The 17,481-nt window shown below is 69.4% G+C and carries 14 protein-coding genes; 6 read left to right on the forward strand and 8 right to left on the reverse strand.

Annotated features, from left to right (window positions below; all coding sequences use genetic code 11):
• Nucleotides 1-9: 9 nt before the first annotated feature.
• The gene (locus C667_RS04135) at nucleotides 10-912 is read right to left on the reverse strand and encodes a LysR family transcriptional regulator (RefSeq protein ID WP_004357552.1); all 903 of its coding nucleotides are present in this window, start codon (nucleotides 910-912) and stop codon (nucleotides 10-12) included.
• A gap of 169 nt (nucleotides 913-1,081) precedes the next feature.
• Here C667_RS04135 and C667_RS04140 point away from each other — a divergent pair, with 169 nt between their 5' ends.
• Genes C667_RS04140 through maiA form a run of 4 tightly spaced genes read left to right on the forward strand, consistent with a single transcriptional unit; the run spans nucleotide 1,082 to nucleotide 4,778 of the window.
• The gene (locus C667_RS04140) at nucleotides 1,082-2,122 is read left to right on the forward strand and encodes a cupin domain-containing protein (RefSeq protein ID WP_004357554.1); all 1,041 of its coding nucleotides are present in this window, start codon (nucleotides 1,082-1,084) and stop codon (nucleotides 2,120-2,122) included.
• Nucleotides 2,123-2,152: 30 nt separating this feature from the next.
• On the forward strand, nucleotides 2,153-2,863 hold the full coding sequence (locus C667_RS04145) for a fumarylacetoacetate hydrolase family protein (RefSeq protein WP_004357556.1): 711 nt from the start codon (nucleotides 2,153-2,155) through the stop codon (nucleotides 2,861-2,863).
• Between the two features lie 55 nt (nucleotides 2,864-2,918).
• Nucleotides 2,919-4,127 carry a 3-hydroxybenzoate 6-monooxygenase gene (locus tag C667_RS04150; protein ID WP_004357558.1) on the forward strand — a complete coding sequence of 403 codons (1,209 nt, stop codon included), beginning with the start codon at nucleotides 2,919-2,921 and terminating at the stop codon, nucleotides 4,125-4,127.
• Between the two features lie 12 nt (nucleotides 4,128-4,139).
• Entirely contained in the window at nucleotides 4,140-4,778 is a 639-nt protein-coding gene (maiA, locus tag C667_RS04155; protein ID WP_004357560.1) for a maleylacetoacetate isomerase, read from the forward strand.
• Between the two features lie 120 nt (nucleotides 4,779-4,898).
• Here the strand turns inward: maiA and C667_RS04160 are convergent, their stop codons facing one another.
• Both C667_RS04160 and C667_RS04165 read right to left on the reverse strand, forming a co-directional pair.
• On the reverse strand, nucleotides 4,899-5,732 hold the full coding sequence (locus C667_RS04160) for an aldo/keto reductase (RefSeq protein WP_004357562.1): 834 nt from the start codon (nucleotides 5,730-5,732) through the stop codon (nucleotides 4,899-4,901).
• A 245-nt stretch (nucleotides 5,733-5,977) separates the two neighbouring features.
• Complete coding sequence (locus C667_RS04165) at nucleotides 5,978-6,949, reverse strand: YcjF family protein (protein WP_004357564.1); 972 nt, start codon at nucleotides 6,947-6,949, stop codon at nucleotides 5,978-5,980.
• Nucleotides 6,950-7,147: 198 nt separating this feature from the next.
• Between C667_RS04165 and can the strand changes: the two genes are divergently transcribed.
• On the forward strand, nucleotides 7,148-7,795 hold the full coding sequence (gene can, locus C667_RS04170) for a carbonate dehydratase (RefSeq protein WP_004357566.1): 648 nt from the start codon (nucleotides 7,148-7,150) through the stop codon (nucleotides 7,793-7,795).
• A gap of 16 nt (nucleotides 7,796-7,811) precedes the next feature.
• The gene (locus tag C667_RS04175) at nucleotides 7,812-8,717 is read left to right on the forward strand and encodes an ROK family protein (protein WP_004357567.1); all 906 of its coding nucleotides are present in this window, start codon (nucleotides 7,812-7,814) and stop codon (nucleotides 8,715-8,717) included.
• A 762-nt stretch (nucleotides 8,718-9,479) separates the two neighbouring features.
• On the opposite strand, the gene C667_RS04180 is transcribed toward C667_RS04175, so the two are convergent.
• The 5 genes from C667_RS04180 to C667_RS04200 all read right to left on the reverse strand — a co-directional run bounded on the left by C667_RS04180 (nucleotide 9,480) and on the right by C667_RS04200 (nucleotide 17,472).
• The gene (locus C667_RS04180) at nucleotides 9,480-11,654 is read right to left on the reverse strand and encodes a primosomal protein N' (RefSeq protein WP_004357569.1); all 2,175 of its coding nucleotides are present in this window, start codon (nucleotides 11,652-11,654) and stop codon (nucleotides 9,480-9,482) included.
• Nucleotides 11,655-12,047: 393 nt separating this feature from the next.
• A complete protein-coding gene (hemE, locus tag C667_RS04185; RefSeq protein WP_004357571.1) occupies nucleotides 12,048-13,118 on the reverse strand; it encodes a uroporphyrinogen decarboxylase in 1,071 nt (356 codons plus the stop codon).
• Between the two features lie 100 nt (nucleotides 13,119-13,218).
• On the reverse strand, nucleotides 13,219-14,694 hold the full coding sequence (locus C667_RS04190; RefSeq protein WP_004357573.1) for a TrkH family potassium uptake protein: 1,476 nt from the start codon (nucleotides 14,692-14,694) through the stop codon (nucleotides 13,219-13,221).
• A gap of 1 nt (nucleotide 14,695) precedes the next feature.
• Complete coding sequence (trkA, locus tag C667_RS04195) at nucleotides 14,696-16,099, reverse strand: Trk system potassium transporter TrkA (protein WP_004357576.1); 1,404 nt, start codon at nucleotides 16,097-16,099, stop codon at nucleotides 14,696-14,698.
• 125 nt (nucleotides 16,100-16,224) lie between these two features.
• Complete coding sequence (locus C667_RS04200) at nucleotides 16,225-17,472, reverse strand: sigma-54-dependent transcriptional regulator (RefSeq protein ID WP_004357578.1); 1,248 nt, start codon at nucleotides 17,470-17,472, stop codon at nucleotides 16,225-16,227.
• Nucleotides 17,473-17,481 lie beyond the last annotated feature (9 nt).

Here is a 17,481-nt window from a genome sequence, read left to right on the forward strand (position 1 = left end):
CGCCACCCTTCAGTTCGTGGATTCCGACACCAGCCCGGCGATCACGCCGCGCAACCAGCGATTGCCCGGGTCGTGGTGGAAGCGCGCGTGCCAATGCTGCTTGACGGTGTACTCCGGCAGGGGAAAAGGCACCGGCAGGACGCTGAACTCGCCACGCCCACGCAACAGCTCGCCCAGGCGCCGCGGCACCGTCATCAACAGGTCGGTGTGTTCGACGATGAAGGCGGCCCCGAGAAAGTTGGGGATGTCCAGGACGATCCGACGCTCGATGCCCAGGCGGGCGATCTCCTGCTCGATGACATGATGCCCCGTGCCGGTGGCACGGAAGACCGCGTGGTCTTCGGCCTCGAATTGCGCACGCGTGAGGCCGCCATGGATGCGGGGATGGTCCGCGCTGGCGAGGCAGACATAGTTCTGGCGGAAGAGGGCCTGCTGATAGAAGCCGGCCTCGAGGGCCGGGATGAAGCCGACGGCGAGGTCGGCTTCACCGGACTCCAGCTCCCGGCCGGTATCGTCGCCCAGGGGAGCGATGTCGATGCGGACGCCGGGCGCGACTGCACGCAGTGCCCTCCACAGGCGCGGCAGCAGAACCAGGTGGGTGATGTCCGTCATGGCGATGCGGAACCGGCGTATCGAAGTCGCGGGATCGAAGACGCTGCGATGACCGAACGCGGCCTCGAGCGCGTCGAGCGCCTTGCGGATCGGCTGCAAGAGCTCCTCCGCCAGGGGCGTGGGCTCCATTCCCCCCGAGGTGCGCACGAACAAGGGGTCCGAGAAGTGCTCGCGCAGCTTGCCGAGCGCGATGCTGACCGCAGGCTGGCCGAGCTCGAGCGCGTCGGCGGCACGGCTCACGCTGCGCGTCTTGTGGATCGCCTCGAAAACCTGCAGAAGACGAAGATCGGGCGTGTTCATCGTTCGACCATTATTCGAAATTCGAATCGATAGTATTCCATGCATTGCCTGGACCGTAGGTTTATCGATCTATAAATTTCCCTTCATCACAACGTCAGGCCAGGCGCTTTGATCCAGCTCAAAGCATCGTCGCCAGGCCGGTCACGACAACCCGATGGAGGAGTCAGCAATGCAGGAACTTGGTCGTCTGGATGATCTGCCGCTCGCCTACCGCGAGTCCCTCGACGCACAGAATCTGGTGCCGCTGTGGCCCAGCCTGCGCTCGGTCCTGCCCCCAGGGATCCCCGCTCGGCGCACCCGGCCGACGATGTGGGCGTACGCGGCGCTACGCCCGCTGCTGATCCAGGCCGGCGAGCTGACCCCGATCGAGAAGGCGGAGCGCCGCGTGCTGGTGCTCGCCAACCCTGGCCACGGCCTGGAGAAGATGCAGGCGAGCGCGTCGATCTATCTCGGCATGCAACTGCTCCAGCCGGGCGAATGGGCGCCCGCGCACCGGCATACCCCGAACGCGGTGCGCATGATCGTCGAAGGCGAAGGCGCCTACACGACCGTCGATGGCGAGAAGTGCCCGATGAGCCGCGGCGACCTGATCCTCACCCCGACCGGCTTGTGGCACGAGCATGGCCACGACGGCGACCAGCCCGTGATCTGGCTCGACGTGCTCGACCTGCCGCTGGTCTATTACACCGAGACTTCCTATGCGATCGAGGGCAAGGAGCAGGAGATCACCGCCACCCGCCTCGAGCGCGGCTATGCCCGCGGCGGCATCGTGCCCTCGCCGGTGTTCTCCCGCGGCAGCGCCCGCCGCTACCCGATGCTGCGCTATCCCTGGGCGGATGCCCGTGCCGCGCTGCTGAGCCTCGCCGAGGCCAGCCCCGATGTGGAGGCGGTGCAGGTCGCCTACGTGAACCCCGAGACCGGCTCGGACTGCCAGAACATTCTCGGCTTCTCCGCGCTGATGCTGCGCCCGGGCGAGACGCTGAACCTGCCCGCACGCTCGCCGGCCATGATGTTCCACCTGATCGAGGGGGGAGCCGAAGTGGCGGTCGAGGACAAGCAGTTCAGGCTCGCCGCGGCCGACACCTGCTGCGCGCCGGGCTACGAGCCGGTCACCCTGAAGAACCTCTCGCAAGACGCACCCGCATTCCTCTTCGTCGCAGACGAGAGCCCCCTGCACAAGAAGCTCGGCGTCTACGAAGTCCGCGCCTGACCCCACACCCAACGATCCAGGAGAACCTCCATGTCCGCAAGCAACTACCTGTTCCCGCCTTCACCCGTGTATTCGCTGCCCGTGCGTGGCAAGGAAGGCCGGTATCCAGTCAAGCGCATCTTCTGCGTGGGCCGCAACTATCACGCTCACGCCGTCGAGATGGGCCGCCCGGTCGACAAGGCCACGATGAAGCCCTTCTACTTCATGAAGGACGCCTCGACCCTGGTCGAGTCCGGTGCGACGGTGCCCTACCCCACCGGATCCTCGAACTACCACTACGAGATGGAACTCGTCGTGGCGATCGGCAAGGAAGGCTTCCGCATCTCCGAAGCCGACGCCGACCAGCTGATCTACGCCTATGCCGCCGGCCTCGACATGACCCGCCGCGACCTGCAGCTGGTCGCCCGCGAACAGGGGCGGCCGTGGGACCTCGGCAAGAACTTCGAGAAGTCGGCGGTGTGCACCGAACTCGTCCCGGCCGCCGGCCTCGGTGTGCTGCAGAAGGGCGCGATCGACCTGAAGGTCAATGGCGAGACCAGGCAATCGTCCGACCTCTCCATGCTGATCTGGGACCTGCGTGAGCTCATCGCCGACCTGTCCAAGTTCTACCACCTCCAGCCGGGCGACCTGATCTACACCGGCACCCCGGAGGGTGTGGGCGCGGTGGTGAGCGGCGACCGCATCACCGGCACGGTCGAGGGTATCGGCGAAGTCAGCCTGAACATCGGCGCGGCCGAATAAGCGCAGCCGCGCAAGCGCGGCCTCGCACGCACCCATTCCAATGGAGGAGAGAGACATGACGAACCAGGCATCCCAGCAAAACCTTCCCGTTCTCGTCGCCGGCGGCGGCATCGGCGGCCTCGCCGCCGCGCTCGCGCTGGTCAACCGCGGCTTCAAGGTGAAGGTGCTCGAACAGGCACCCGAAATCGGCGAGATCGGCGCGGGCATCCAGCTCGGCCCCAACGCCTTCCACGCCTTCGACGCGCTCGGCATCGGCGACAAGGCGCGCGCGCGCGCGGTCTATACCGACTATATGGTGATGCACGACGCGATCGATGAGTACCAGGTCGGCAAGATCCCCACCGACGAGGCCTTCATCAAGCGCTTCGGCAACCCCTACGCGGTCATCCACCGCGCCGACGTCCACCTGTCCCTGCTCGAAGGCGCGCAGGAAACCGGGCGGGTCGAGTTCCTGACCTCGACCCGCGTCGTGCGCATCGAGCAGGACGAACACAGCGTCACCGTCTTCGACCAGCACGGCAACGCGCACAAGGGCGTGGCGCTGATCGGCGCCGACGGCGTCAAGTCGGTCGTTCGCGAGCAGTTCGTCGGCGATCCCGCCCGCGTCACCGGCCATGTCGTGTATCGCGCCGTGGTGGACAAGGAGGACTTTCCCGAGGACCTGCGCTGGAACGCGGCGAGCATCTGGGTCGGCCCCAACTGCCACCTGGTGCATTACCCGCTGCGCGGCGGCGAGCAGTACAACGTGGTCGTGACCTTCCATTCGCGCGAGCAGGAGGAATGGGGAGTCACCGAAGGCAGCAAGGAGGAAGTGCAGAGCTACTTCCAGGGCATCTGCCCGAAGGCCCGGCAGTTGATCGAGCTGCCGAAGTCCTGGAAGCGCTGGGCCACCGCCGACCGCGAGCCGATCGGGCAATGGACCTTCGGTCGCGTCACCCTCCTCGGCGACGCCGCCCATCCCACCACCCAGTACATGGCCCAGGGCGCATGCATGGCGATGGAAGACGCCGTCACGCTCGGAGAGGCGCTGCGCGTCAATGACAATGACTTCGTCAAGGCCTTCGACCTCTACCAGCGCTCCCGCGTCGCCCGCACCGCGCGCATCGTGCTGTCCTCGCGCGAGATGGGCCGCATCTACCACGCCAAGGGCGTCGAGCGCCTCGTGCGCAACGACCTGTGGCGCGGCCGCACGCCCGAGCGTTTCTATGACGCGATGGAATGGCTGTACGGCTGGAACGTCACCAACTGCCTCGCCCGCGACTGAGGTACGCACGCGATGAAGCTCCACAACTTCTTCCGCAGCGGCACCTCGCACCGCCTGCGCATCGCGCTGAACCTGAAGGGGATCGAGTACGAATACGTCGCGGTCGACCTGCGCACCGAGGAGCACCTCGGTGCCGCCTTCCGGGCACTGAATCCGCAGGCGCTGGTGCCGGCGCTCGTCACCGGCGAGCTCACGCTGACCCAGTCGCCGGCGATCATCGAGTGGCTGGAGGAGCGCTATCCGAACCCGCCCCTGCTGCCCGCCGGCGCGGATGACCGTGCCAGGGTGCGGGCGCTGGCGGCGATCGTGGGCTGCGACATCCATCCCATCAACAACCGCCGCATCCTCGAGTATCTGAAGAAGACGCTGCACTGCGACGAGGCGGCCGTGGAGGCGTGGTGCGGCACCTGGATCCAGGCCGGCTTCGACGCGCTCGAGGAGCTGCTGGCGGCGGACGAGCGGCGCGGCGCCTTCTGCTTCGGCGATGCGCCGACGATCGCCGACGTCTACCTGGTCCCGCAGGTCGAGAGCGCTCGCCGCTTCAAGGTCGACCTGGAGCCGTATCCCAGGATCGTGGCCATCGACCGCGCCTGCGCCGAGCTCGACGCCTTCCGCCGCGCGGCTCCGGCCGCACAGCCGGATGCGCGCTGAGGCGCCCCGATCCTGTCGGCCGGACCCGGGGGAGCAGGGAAGCCTCCGACGCGGTCGCTCGCAAGCGACCGCGTGCGGCACCGGGGCCCCGTGCCATTCGCCCCGTCGCGGCGACGGATCTCAGTGCCCGAACACGTCCGAATCCAGCATCTCCGGATCGGGGCGGTCGAGCGCGCTGATCGCGGCAAGCTCCTCGGCACCGAGCTCGAAGCCGAACACGTCGAGGTTCTCGGCAAGGCGCTGCGGGTTGGACGACTTCGGGATCGGCACGTAGCCGAGCTGGGTATGCCAGCGCAGGATCACCTGAGCCGGGCTACGACCGTGACGGCGCGCCACGTCGAGGATCGCCGGGTCGCCCAGCATCGCATTGGCGCGTCCGAGCGGGCTCCAGGACTCGGTGACGATACCGCGCGCCTTGTGCACCTCGATGTGGTCGGCGCGCGCATGCCAGGGGTCGAGGTGGATCTGGTTCACCTGCGGGCACAGGCCACGGTCGAACAGCTGCTGCAGGTGGGCGGGCTTGAAGTTCGAGGTGCCGATCGCACGCACCAGGCCGGCCTCCTGCAGCTTCACCAGGCCTTCGAAGGCCTCCACGTAGCGGCCCTGGTCCGGATTGGGCCAATGCACCAGGAAGAGGTCGATGTAGTCCAGGCCGAGGCGCGCCAGGCTGGCCTCGCAGGCCTGGCGCGCGCCCTCGACGCTGTGCCACTTGCGGTTGAACTTGGTGGTGACGAAGAGCTCGCCGCGCGCGACGCCGGAGCGGCGGATGCCTTCGCCGACGCCGCGCTCGTTCTCGTAGTTCTCGGCGGTATCGATCAGGCGATAGCCCATGTCGAGCGCGAGCGCGACCGTCCCGGCGGCCTCGGCATCGTTCATCGGCCAGGTGCCGAGGCCGAGCCGTGGCATCTCGACACCGTTGGACAAGGTGAGCAGGGGAGCGGGCGTGATCTTCATGGAAATCTCGAGAAAGGGAGTTGGGGGCTACAGGATTCCACATTCCGGAGTCTTGTGTAAGCACCCTGGGAAGGAGCGCCACACTCCACCGCCAGGGCACGGCTCCGCAGCGGGTCGGACGTACGCCGCGCAATGGCACCGATGCGCCAGCCCGGCGGAGCTCTCCGCCGCGTGCCATGTGCCCCCTTGAAATCCTTCCCGAGGGTGGTTCCACGTGAAACCACCCTCGCGACGCCCTTCCCCGCTCAGCGCCGCAGTTCGTCCGTCAGGCGCTTCAGGTCGAGCGTGCGGGCACGCTGCGCAATCTCGGGGGCGTAGCGCTCCTGCATCGCCTTCGCCTGCTCGAACAGCCCGGCGAAGGCCTGGCGCAGCGCGTCGGTATCGAGCTTGCGGCCGCCCCCGTAGTACTGCACCGCGACCTTGCCGATCGCCCAGGTGGTGGCGAAGGAGAAGGCCGAGCCGGTGGCCTGGCTGCCGACCGCCCGCCCGGCCCCGCCCAGCACCTTGCCGAGCAGGCCGCCGATCAGCCGGCGGCCGAACTGCTCGACGTACTGTCCGGTCATGCCCACGCCCGCGGCGGCGAGGAAGTCCTTGATGTGGCCGCGGTCGAGCTCGTAGCCGTGCGCCTGGCCGATGCGATACACGAGGCGCAGCTGCAAGGGAATGATCGCCATCGAGGCCATCGACTGCGGCAACAGCTCGAGCGCGCCGTTGAGGATCGACGCATTCAGGATGGTCCGGTCGAGTTCCGCCCTATCCGGCGCGGCCGCGGACGACGCAGCCGCCGGCTCGACCTCGTCCAGGCCCGGCAGCCCTGCGAGCGGCCCGTCGGCCGGTGCCTGGCCGAGCGCTTCCGCCTCGCGCACGAAGCTATCCGCAGCCGGCCGGGAGAGCTCCAGCAGGCCCGACAGGCGCTGGAGGAAATCCTTCTCGCGCTCATCCAGCCCGCCATCTGCCTCGCACACCCCAACCGCCAGCTCGAAGGCGAGCTGGCGCAGGTTTGGGTCGTCCAGCCCGGCCACCGCCGCCGCCAGCTCGAGCCGGCCCAGCAGCACGTCCTGGTAGAGCGCGATGAAGTCGATCTCCGCCTCGCGACCGAGCGATTCAGCGACCTTGCGCACCTGTTCGCGCTCCTCCGCCCCCTGGTGGCCGTCGGCGAAGGCCGCGTGCAGGCAGATGGCGACGAGGGAACGGGCTTGCTGGGGGTTCAGGTTCATGGAGCGACTCCGCAGGGGAAAGCTTGCAGTTTGGGGATGGACGGTGGTGCTTCAAGCGCGGCTGACACGCTGTAACGATTCGACCGGCGCTGCGGCGAGACGATCCCCGGTGGCGCGTGCCCGGCGTGTCGGAGGCTGGCCGCCGCCGGCCGGCGCGGACATAATTACGCATTACTGCATTCCAGGCCTGCACACACCATGTCCCAGTCGATCGAGCACCTCTTCGCCAACAACAAGACCTGGTCCGAGCGCATGCACTCGGAGGACCCCGAGTTCTTCACCCGCCTGGTCAACCAGCAGTCGCCGGAATACCTCTGGATCGGCTGCTCCGACAGCCGGGTGCCGGCGAACCAGGTGATCGGGCTCGCACCGGGCGAGGTCTTCGTGCATCGCAACATCGCCAACGTGGTCGTGCATACCGACCTCAACGCACTCTCGGTCATCCACTACGCGGTCGAGATCCTGCGCGTAAAGCACATCCTCATCGTCGGCCACTACGGCTGCGGCGGCGTAAAGGCGGCGATGAACGACAACAAGACCGGCCTCACCGACAACTGGCTGCGCCACATCCAGGACGTGCGCGACCGCCACATCGACCGCCTGGAGCGCTTCACCGAACCGTCCGAGCGCGCCGACCGCCTGTGCGAGCTCAACGCCATGCACCAGGTGGTGAACGTATGCCAGACCTCGGTGCTGCGCGAGGCCTGGCAGCGCGGCCAGGGCGTCACCGTGCACGGCTGGTGCTACAGCCTGCAGGACGGACTGGTGCGCGACCTCGGCGTCAGCTCGCGCACCCGCGAGGAGGCGGTGGAGCGCTACCGCGACGCGGTCGAGCGCATCGGCTGAAGCCGCCCGTCACGGCATGGGGACGCGCATCGGCATCGACCTCGGCGGCACCAAGATCGAGCTGGTGGTCCTGGATGCCGGCGGCCAGGAGCGCTGGCGGCGCCGGGTGCCGACCCCGCAAGGCGACTACGCCGGCACCCTGCGCGCGATCGCCGCGCTCGTGGAGGAAGCCGAGCACCGGACCGGCGCGAGCGCCCGCGTCGGCATCGGCACGCCCGGCTCGCCTTCGCCCCGCGACGGCCGCATCCGCAACGCCAACTCCACCTGCCTGAACGGCCAGCCGCTGCAGCAGGACCTCGAAGCCCTGCTCCGCCGGCCGCTCCGCCTCGCCAACGACGCCAACTGCCTGGCCATGTCCGAGGCCGCGGACGGTGCCGGCGCGGGCGCGCGGACCGTGTTCGCGGCCATCCTCGGCACCGGGGTGGGCGGCGGCATCGTCGTCGACGGCAGGCTGCTGGTCGGGGCCAACGCGGTGGCAGGCGAGTGGGGCCACAACCCGCTGCCGCTGCCCGCCGCCGACGACCTCCCCCTGCCGGCCTGCTATTGCGGACGCGCCGGCTGCATCGAGACCTACCTCTCCGGCCCGGGCCTGGCCGCCGATCATCTGCGCCACGGCGGCGAGCCGGTCGACGCCGCAAGCATCGCCCGTCGCGCCGCTGCCGGCGAGCGCGCCAGCCAGGCCAGCCTCGAACGCTACGAGGCGCGGCTCGCGCGTGCGCTCGCGGGCGTGATCAACCTGCTCGACCCCGAGGTGATCGTGCTCGGCGGCGGCCTGTCGCAGGTCGCGCGCCTGTACCAGAATGTGCCCCGGCTGTGGCCCGCGCACGTGTTCTCCGACACCGTCTGCACCCGCCTGCTGCCCGCACGGCACGGCGACGCCTCGGGCGTGCGCGGGGCCGCCTGGCTGTGGCCGCCGGAGTGAGCGCGGCAGCAGAGAATGCGATCGAGCGCATGTTCGCGGCTGCCGCCGCTCCTACATACGCCTACGCGCGAAAACGCCGCGGTCTCCCGTAGGAGCGCCGGCAGGCGCGAAGGCTGCCGGCGGAATTCCGCACCCGCGTCGATTGCGGGGTCGCCCCGTTCGCAGCTGCCGCAGCTCCTACAGGGAGGGCGGGACGCGCGGTGGTTCCCGTAGGAGCGCCGGCAGGCGCGAAGGCTGCCGGCGGAATTCCGCACCCGCGTCGATTGCGGGGTCGCCCCGTTCGCAGCTGCCGCAGCTCCTACAGGGAGGGCGGGACGCGCGGTGGTTCCCGTAGGAGCGCCGGAAGGCGCGAAGGCTGCCGGCGGAATTCCGCACCCGCGTCGATTGCGGGGTCGCCCCGTTCGCAGCTGCCGCAGCTCCTACAGGGAGGGCGGGACGCGCGGTGGTTCCCGTAGGAGCGCCGGAAGGCGCGAAGGCTGCCGGCGGAATTCCGCACCCGCGTCGATTGCGGGGTCGCCACGTTCGCAGCTGCCGCAGCTCCTACAGGGAGGGCGGGACGCGCGGTGGTTCCTGTAGGAGCGCCGGAAGGCGCGAAGGCTGCCGGCGGAATTCCGCACCCGCGTCGATTGCGGGGTCGCCCCGTTCGCAGCTGCCGCAGCTCCACAGGGAGGGCGGGACGCGCGGTGGTTCCTGTAGGAGCGCCGGCAGGCGCGAACAGGGCGGCGGGACGCCCGACAGCCTCCCGAAGCCGTCGCCGAGGCCTCACACCTCCAGCGGATCCACATCCAGCTGCCAGCGCAGCTCGCGCGCGGTGCGCTGGCGGTAGAGCACCGCGACCCAATCGGCGAGAAAGGCCTGCAGCGGGCCGCGCTGGTCGGACTCGACGAGCAGCTGCGCGCGTTCGCGGCGGGCGAGCCGGGTCATGCGCATGGGCACCGGGTCGTACAGCCGCAGCCCCTCGGGCGCGCGCTCCTCGGCGAGCCGGCGGGCGTGGCGCAGGAATTCCACCGCGTCCTCGAGCGCCGGCGCGTCGGCGCGCAGCATGGCCTGGTGGGTGAAGGGCGGGAAGCCCGCGGCGCGGCGCTCCTGCAGGGCCATGCGGGCGAAGGCGTCGAAGTCGTGCTTCGCGAGTTGCAGGTAGAGCGGGTGCATCGGGTATTCGGTCTGGATCAGCACCTCGCCGGGCAGCTCGCCACGGCCCGCGCGGCCGCCGACCTGCATCAGCTGCTGGAACAGGCGCTCGGGGGCGCGGAAGTCCGCGGCATGCAGCGAGGCGTCCGCCCCCACCACCCCGACCAGCGTGAGCTTGGGGAAGTCGTGCCCCTTGGCCATCATCTGCGTGCCGACGAGGAGGTCGGCCTCGCCGGCGGCGATGGTGTCGAGCAGCTTCTCCCACTGGCTGCGCGTGCGCGCCGCGTCACGATCCACGCGCAGCACCCGCGCCTGCGGGAAGAGCTCGGCGAGGCGGGCCTCGATACGCTGGGTGCCACGGCCGAAGGGCTGGATGTCCTGGTCGCCGCAGCTCGGGCAGGCGTGCGGGATCGGCCCGTCGCAGCCGCAGTGATGGCAGCGCAGGCGGCGGTCGGCGAGGTGCACCACGAGGTTGGCGGAGCAATGCGGGCAGCGGCTCACCCAGCCGCAGGACGGACACGACAGCACCGGCGCGTAGCCGCGGCGGTTGAGGAAGACCAGGCTCTGCTCGCCGCGTTCCAGGCGCTGCGCAATCGCCGCGTGCAGCGCCGGGCTGAGGCCCTCGTCGAGCTTGATCCGGCGCGTGTCGATGCAGCGCACGGCGGGCAGCGTGGCCGCCACCGCACGCCGGCTCAGGCCCTGCAGCGCGTAGCGCTCGCTTTTCGCGTGATACCAGCTCTCCAGGGAAGGCGTGGCCGAGCCGAGCACCACCGGCACGTCGCGCTGGCGCGCGCGCCACACCGCGACGTCACGGGCCGAGTAGCGCACCCCCTCCTGCTGCTTGTACGAGGCGTCGTGCTCCTCGTCGACCAGGATCAGTCCCAGCCGCGGCAGCGGCGCGAACACCGCCAGCCGGGTGCCGAGCACGATGTCGGCGCGACCGCTGAGCGCCTGCACGAAGCCGCGCGAGCGGGCACCGTCGGCGAGCGCGGAATGCAGGCTGACCACGTTGGCGGCGGCGAAGCGCTGCGCCACGCGCTGCTCGAGCTGCGGCGTGAGCGCGATCTCCGGGACCAGCATCAGCACTTGGCGGCCCTGCTCGAGCGCATGCGCGGCGAGGCGCAGATAGACCTCGGTCTTGCCGCTGCCGGTCACGCCATGCAGCAGCCACGGCCGGAAGCGCATCCCGGCGCCGACGATCGCCTCCACCGCGGCCGCCTGCTCCGGCGTGGCCAGCGGCTGCGCACCCGCCTCATGGCGCGCGCCAGGATCGGCGACGATCTCCAGCCAGCCGCGCCGCAGCAGCTCGCCTACCGCCTCGCCGCCGTCGCGGGCGCGGATCACGCTGCGCCGCCACGGCCCCGCCTCCTCGGCGAGCGCCTGCAACAAGGCCAGCGCCCGGCTCGCCCGCCTCCCGGGTGCAAGCGCCTCGCGCCCCTCGGCCGCGATGCCCAGCAACGGGTCCTCGTCCTCGTCGCTGACCCCGTCGGCGCGACGCAGCCCCGGCGGCAGCGCGAGCGCGACCACCTCGCCGAGCGGCGCGTGGTAATAGCGCGCGACGAAGGCGACCAGTTCGAGCCAGTCCGCAGGCAGCGGCGGCACGCCGCGCTGGATGTGCAGCACGGCCTTCAGGCGCGCAATCTCCACCCCCGCCTGTTCGCCGAGGCCGACGATCAGGCCGGTGCGTTCGCCACGTCCGAAGGGGACCTTCACGCAGCGTCCGACGTCCTCCACACCCGCATCCTCGGCCGTGTAATCGAAGACTTGCGGAAGCGGGAGGGGCAGTGCGACACGGACGATGGCCATGGGGCGGCAGGGGCTGGAAAAAACCGCTTTGGAGTCAAACGCTTGCGCCGATTCGATGAGAGCGGATCGAGGAAACGGGAGGCAAGTGGCTGGCTGGAAATAGGGCTTTCCGCTTGTCCACAAAACCTGTGGATAAGTATGTGGGAAAGCTGGGTGAATCGCGCTCAAACCTGCGCCACGTAAGGGTTTTCGTCACAATGCCTTAACATTGCGCGAATTTTTTTCCCTTTATTTTCAATGCCTTATGTAAAACCTTGGATAAGGGCCCGTTTTGGGTCGTGCCCACTGGCCGAAACCGCGGAATGTGCATAAGTCAAGCCCGGAAAACACGATTTCGCGCTTGACAGGCGGGGGCGGAGGCCTGTCGTACGCCGCACGCCCCCTCCGTAAGCCTCAGGCACCGGCGCGGATCGCCCGGCTGTGCGCGTGCACCGTGTCGACCAGCACGCTCACGCTCTCCGGCGGGGTGTACTGCGAGATGCCGTGACCTAGGTTGAAGACGTGCCCCGGATGGTTGCCGAACGCGTCCAGCACCCGGCGCGTCTCCGTCGCGACCGCCTCGGGCGGGGCGAACAGCACGTTGGGGTCGAGGTTGCCCTGCAGCGCCACCTTGTCACCCACGAGGCGACGCGCGCGACCGATGTCCATGGTCCAGTCGAGGCCGACGGCGTCGCAGCCGATCGCGGCGATCGACTCCAGCCACAGGCCGCCGCCCTTGGTGAACACGATGCTGGGCACGCGCTGGCCGTCGCGCTCGCGGATCAGGCCGGCGACGACCTGCTCCAGGTAGCGCAGCGAAAACTCGCGGTACGCCGCCTCGGACAGCACGCCACCCCAGGAGTCGAACACCATCACCGCCTGCGCGCCGGCCTCGATCTGCGCGTTGAGGTACTTCACCACCGCCTGCGCGGTGACCTCGAGGATGTGGTGCATCAGGTCGGGGCGGCTGTAGGCCAGCGACTTGACCTTGCGGTAATCGTCGGAGGAGCCGCCCTCGACCATGTAGCAGGCCAAGGTCCACGGGCTGCCCGAGAAGCCGATCAGCGGCACGCTGCCGTCGAGCGCGCGGCGGATCTCGGCCACCGCGTCCATCACATACTGCAGCTCGGCGTGGGGGTCGGGCGCGCTGAGGTTGCGGATCTCCCACTCGTCCCTGAGGGGACGCTCGAAGCGCGGGCCTTCGCCCTCGGCGAAGTACAGGCCCAGGCCCATGGCGTCGGGCACGGTGAGGATGTCCGAGAACAGGATCGCGGCGTCAAGATCGTAGCGGGCGAGCGGCTGCAGGGTGACCTCGCAGGCCATCGCCGGGCTCTTGCACAGCTGCAGGAAGCTGCCGGCGCGCTTGCGCGTCTCGCAATATTCGGGGAGATAACGGCCGGCCTGGCGCATCAGCCAGACGGGGGTGTATTCGGTCGGCTGGCGCAGCAGGGCGCGCAGGAAGGTGTCGTTCTTCAGGCGGCTCACGTCGAGTCCTCTATCGGGGCGTTCATGCACAAGGCGGGATTATCGCCTGTCCGGGCCCCGAACGGGCTTGTCGTCGGTCAAGCAGCGCTGGCAAGTCCGCTCAACGCCGCCAGAACGTGGGGGTGAGCACGACCAGGAAGGTGAAGATCTCCAGGCGGCCGAGGATCATCGCGAAGCACAGCACCCACTTGTGGAAGTCCCCCAGCGCCTGGTAGTTCGACGCCGGGCCGACCAGGCCCAGCCCCGGGCCGGTGTTGTTGAGACAGGCCACGACCGCCGAGAACGCCGTCACCAGCTCCAGTCCGGCGGCCGACAGCACGAGGGTCAGGCTGACGATGCTCACCATGTACATGAAGCTGAAGCCGAGCACCGCATGCAGGATGTTCTCGGGCACCGGGTTCCTGCCCATGCGCACCGGCCGCACCGCGTTCGGGTGCAGGGAGCGCACGATCTCGCGGAACACCTGCTTGTACAGGATCATCGCGCGCATCATCTTGATGCCGCCGCCGGTGGAGCCCGAGCACGCGACGAAGCTGCCGAGGAAGAGGATCCAGATCTGCGCGAACATCGGCCACAGCGTGTAGTCGTGGGTGGCGAGCCCGAGCGAGGTCGAGATCGACACGACGTGGAAGGCCACGTAGCGGAGGGCCTCGCCGACGTCGGTGAAGACACCCTGGGCGAGCAGGTACACGGTGAGCATCGCCGTGGACAGCGCGAGCACGCCGAAATAGAAAGGGATCTCGGGGTCGCGCCGATAAGGCGCCGCGGATCGCCTCACCAGCGCGAGGTAGTGGGTGGCGTAGTTGAGCCCGGCCAGCAGCGCGAAACCGATCGTGACCAGTTCCACCCCCACGCTGTCGAAATGACCGAGCGAGGCGTCGCGGTTCGAGAAGCCGCCCAGGCCGGCGACGGAGAAGGCGTGGATCACCGCATCCCACGGCTCCAGCCCGACCCACCACAGGCTGAAGCCGCAGGCGACCGTCAGCAGCACGTAGGTCAGCCACAGCCCCTTCGCCGTCTCCGCGATGCGCGGAGTCAGGCTGGAGTCCTTCATCGGCGTCGGCACCTCGGCCTTGTAGAGCTGGCGTCCGCCGATGCCCAGCAGCGGCAGGATCGCGACCACCAGCACGATCACCCCCATGCCACCCACCCAGTGCATGAAGGTTCGCCACAGGTTGATCGAGATCGGCAGGTGCTCGAGCCCGCTCAACACGGTGGCGCCGGTCGCGGTCAGGCCGGACACGGCCTCGAAGTAGGCGTCGGTGAAGCCGAGGTCGGGGATGTAGGCGAGCAGGGGCAGCGCACCGAAGATCGGCAGCACCACCCAGGTCGCGGCCACCAGCAGGAAGCCATCATGCACCCGCAGGTCGCGCCGCTTGCTGCGCGTCGCCACCCACAGCAGCAGGCCGGCGACGAAGGTGACGAACAGGCCCTGGTCGTAGGCCAGGGTCGCGCCGTCGCCCAGCGCGGCCGACACGATGAGCGGAAAGCTCATCAGCAGGCCGAAGATCATGATGATCAGGCCGAGGGCGTTGAGCGCGGGGTAGTACGCGCGGGCGCGGGCGTCGGACGACATGTCAGAGGAAGTGGAACCCGACCTGGAACAGCTTCTCCACCTTCTGCACCAGCTTCTTGTTGGTGCAGAACACGATCACGTGGTCGTCCTCGCGGATCACCGTGTCGTGGTGCGGGATGATCACCTCGCGGCGGACCACCCTGCCCTCCTCGTTGCGCTCGTCGCGCACCACCGCGGCGATGCTCGTGCCGCGGGGCAGCGGAACCTGCTCGATCGGACGGCCGACCACCTTGGAGTCCTTGCTGCTGCCGTGGGCGATGATCTCCAGCGCCTCGGCGGCACCGCGGCGCAGGCTGTGCACCGCCACCACGTCGCCACGGCGCACGTGGGCCAGCAGCGTGCCGATCGAGGTGTGCGCGGGCGAGATCGCGATGTCGATCGGCCCGCCCTGCACCAGGTCGACATAGCTCTTGCGGTTGATGAGCGCGAGTGTGCGACGCGCGCCCATGCGCTTGGCGAGCGAGGCGGACATGATGTTGTCCTCCTCGTCGTTGGTCAGCGCGACGAAGAGGTCGGTCTCGTCGATGCCCTCGGTCTCGAGCAGCTTCTCGTCGGTGGAGTCGCCGCGCAGCACGAGCGCGTTCGACAGCTGCGAGGCGAGCATCTCGGCGCGCGTGCGGTTGAGCTCGAGGATCTTGACGTGGTGGTTCTCCTCGATCGACTGCGCGAGCCGGAAGCCGATGTTGCCGCCACCCGCGATCATGATCCGCCGCATCGGCCGGTCGGAGCGGCGCAGCTCCCGCATGACCTGGCGGATGTGCACCGTGGCGGCGAGGCAGAACACCTCGTCGCCCGGCAGGATGATGGTGTCGCCCTCGGGCATGATCGGTTCGCCGTTGCGGTAGATCGCGGCGATGCGCACCTCGACGTTGGGCAGGTGGAAACGCAGCGCCTTGAGCGGATGGCCGACCAGCGGCCCGCCCTCGAAGGCGCGCACGCAGATCAGGCTGACCACGCCGTCGGCGAACTCGAGCACCTGCAGCGCCTCGGGGAAGGCGATCAGGCGCTTGATGTAATCGGTGACGACCTGCTCGGGGCAGATGGAGAAGTCGACCGCGAAGTTGTCGTCGTTGAGCAGCTCGGGATGGTCGACGTAGTCGGTGGAGCGCAGGCGCGCGATCCGCGTCGGCAGGTTGAACAGCGCCTTGGCGATGCGGCAGGCGCACAGGTTGGTCTGGTCGGACTGGGTGACCGCGATGAGCAGGTCGGCGTCATCCGCCCCGGCCTCGCGCAGCACCCGCGGCGAGGCGCCGTTGCCGCACACGGTGCGGATCTCGAGGCGCTCGCGCAGCGCGGCGAGATACTCCTCGCTGGTATCGACCAGGGTGATGTCGTTGGCTTCGGAGACGAGGTTCTCGGCCACCGAGGCGCCGACCTGGCCCGCGCCCAGAATGATGATCTTCAACGCTGTATCCGGAAGTGTCCAAGGCGCCGATTCTACGCCCCCCACCCGCCCCGGCAAGCGCCGACGTTGCGCCGCAGCAACCCCCGGATGCCCGGGCCCTGGCTAACCGGACCCGGCCGCCCCGCTCAGAACTCCTCGTGCCGCCGCCCGGCCTGCAGGCCGAGCTGCTTGAGCTTGCGGTAGAGGTGGGTGCGCTCCAGGCCGGTCTTCTCCGCCAGGCGCGTCATGTTGCCGCCCTCGAGGCGGAGGTGGTGCTCGAAGTACATGCGCTCGAAGGCCTCGCGCGCCTCGCGCAGCGGCTGGTCGAGCGACACCCCGCAGGCGCCGGCGCCGAGATCCGGCGGCAGCAGGCGCCGCACCTCGCCGGCGCCGATCTCCTCCTCCAGCGTGCCGAGCGCGAGCGACTTCACCGCGGCGCGCAGCTCCGGGTAGCCACCCGGCCACGGCAGGTTGCGCAGCTGGTTGAGCGCCGCGGTGGAGAAGCGGCGCAGCGGCACCTCGCCGGCCTCGACCAGGTGCAGCAGCATCTGGCTGGCGAGCTCGGGCAGGTCCTCGCGCACGTCGGCGATCGACGGCGGCGCGAGGCTCACCTCGAAGAGGCGGGCGAGCAGGCCCTCTTCCCAGCCCTCGCCCACCAGCGCCTCCAGGCTGCGGTCGGTGGCCACCACCAGGCGCAGGTCGTAGCGCTCGAGGCGGTCGAGCGCGAAGGCGAGGTTCTTCTGCTGCGCGCGCGACAGGCGGGCGAGCTCGCCGACGAACAGCACGCCGCCCTGGGTCGCCTGCAGCTGGTTGATGTCGAGCGGCGCGGTGACCGCGGCGAGATCGAGCCAGGGCGCGTTGGCCGGCTGCACGCTGCGCGCGACCAGCTCGGCGAGCGAACCCGCACCGACGCGCAGCAGCAGCACGCGCGAGCTGCCGACGATCTGCTCGAGCCGGCGGCGCAGCTCGCGCAGCGGCACCGAGCGATGGAAGGCGGCGAGCGTGGGCGCCGACTGCACGCCGGGCGCCTGCGGGCGCTGCAGGCCGCGCTTGACCGCGGCGAGCAGCTTCTGCAGCGCGATCGGCTTTTCGAGGTAGTCGATCGCGCCGATGCGCGTGGCCTCGACCGCAGTGTCGATGGTGCCGTGTCCCGACATCATCACCACCGGCATGTTGAGCTGGCCGTTGGCCGCCCACTCCTTGAGCAGGGTGATGCCGTCGGTGTCGGGCATCCAGATGTCGAGCAGCACCATGTCGGGACGCACCGCGTTGCGGGCGGCGCGCGCCGCGGTGGCGTTCTCGGCGAGCAGAATGTCGTGGCCCTCGTCGCGGAGGATCTCCGAGAGCAGTTCGCGGATGCCGATTTCGTCGTCAACGATCAGAATCTTTGCCATTTTTCTTCG

The organism is Thauera phenylacetica B4P, assembly GCF_000310225.1.
GTDB lineage: Bacteria > Pseudomonadota > Gammaproteobacteria > Burkholderiales > Rhodocyclaceae > Thauera > Thauera phenylacetica.

Bases quoted from the DNA above. Each gene is read 5' to 3' on its own strand.
- C667_RS04135 (WP_004357552.1), bottom strand. From the start codon at position 912: ATGAACACGCCCGATCTTCGTCTTCTGCAGGTTTTCGAGGCGATCCAC.
- C667_RS04140 (WP_004357554.1), top strand. From the start codon at position 1,082: ATGCAGGAACTTGGTCGTCTGGATGATCTGCCGCTCGCCTACCGCGAG.
- C667_RS04145 (WP_004357556.1), top strand. From the start codon at position 2,153: ATGTCCGCAAGCAACTACCTGTTCCCGCCTTCACCCGTGTATTCGCTG.
- C667_RS04150 (WP_004357558.1), top strand. From the start codon at position 2,919: ATGACGAACCAGGCATCCCAGCAAAACCTTCCCGTTCTCGTCGCCGGC.
- maiA (WP_004357560.1), top strand. From the start codon at position 4,140: ATGAAGCTCCACAACTTCTTCCGCAGCGGCACCTCGCACCGCCTGCGC.
- C667_RS04160 (WP_004357562.1), bottom strand. From the start codon at position 5,732: ATGAAGATCACGCCCGCTCCCCTGCTCACCTTGTCCAACGGTGTCGAG.
- C667_RS04165 (WP_004357564.1), bottom strand. From the start codon at position 6,949: ATGAACCTGAACCCCCAGCAAGCCCGTTCCCTCGTCGCCATCTGCCTG.
- can (WP_004357566.1), top strand. From the start codon at position 7,148: ATGTCCCAGTCGATCGAGCACCTCTTCGCCAACAACAAGACCTGGTCC.
- C667_RS04175 (WP_004357567.1), top strand. From the start codon at position 7,812: ATGGGGACGCGCATCGGCATCGACCTCGGCGGCACCAAGATCGAGCTG.
- C667_RS04180 (WP_004357569.1), bottom strand. From the start codon at position 11,654: ATGGCCATCGTCCGTGTCGCACTGCCCCTCCCGCTTCCGCAAGTCTTC.
- C667_RS04190 (WP_004357573.1), bottom strand. From the start codon at position 14,694: ATGTCGTCCGACGCCCGCGCCCGCGCGTACTACCCCGCGCTCAACGCC.
- C667_RS04200 (WP_004357578.1), bottom strand. From the start codon at position 17,472: ATGGCAAAGATTCTGATCGTTGACGACGAAATCGGCATCCGCGAACTG.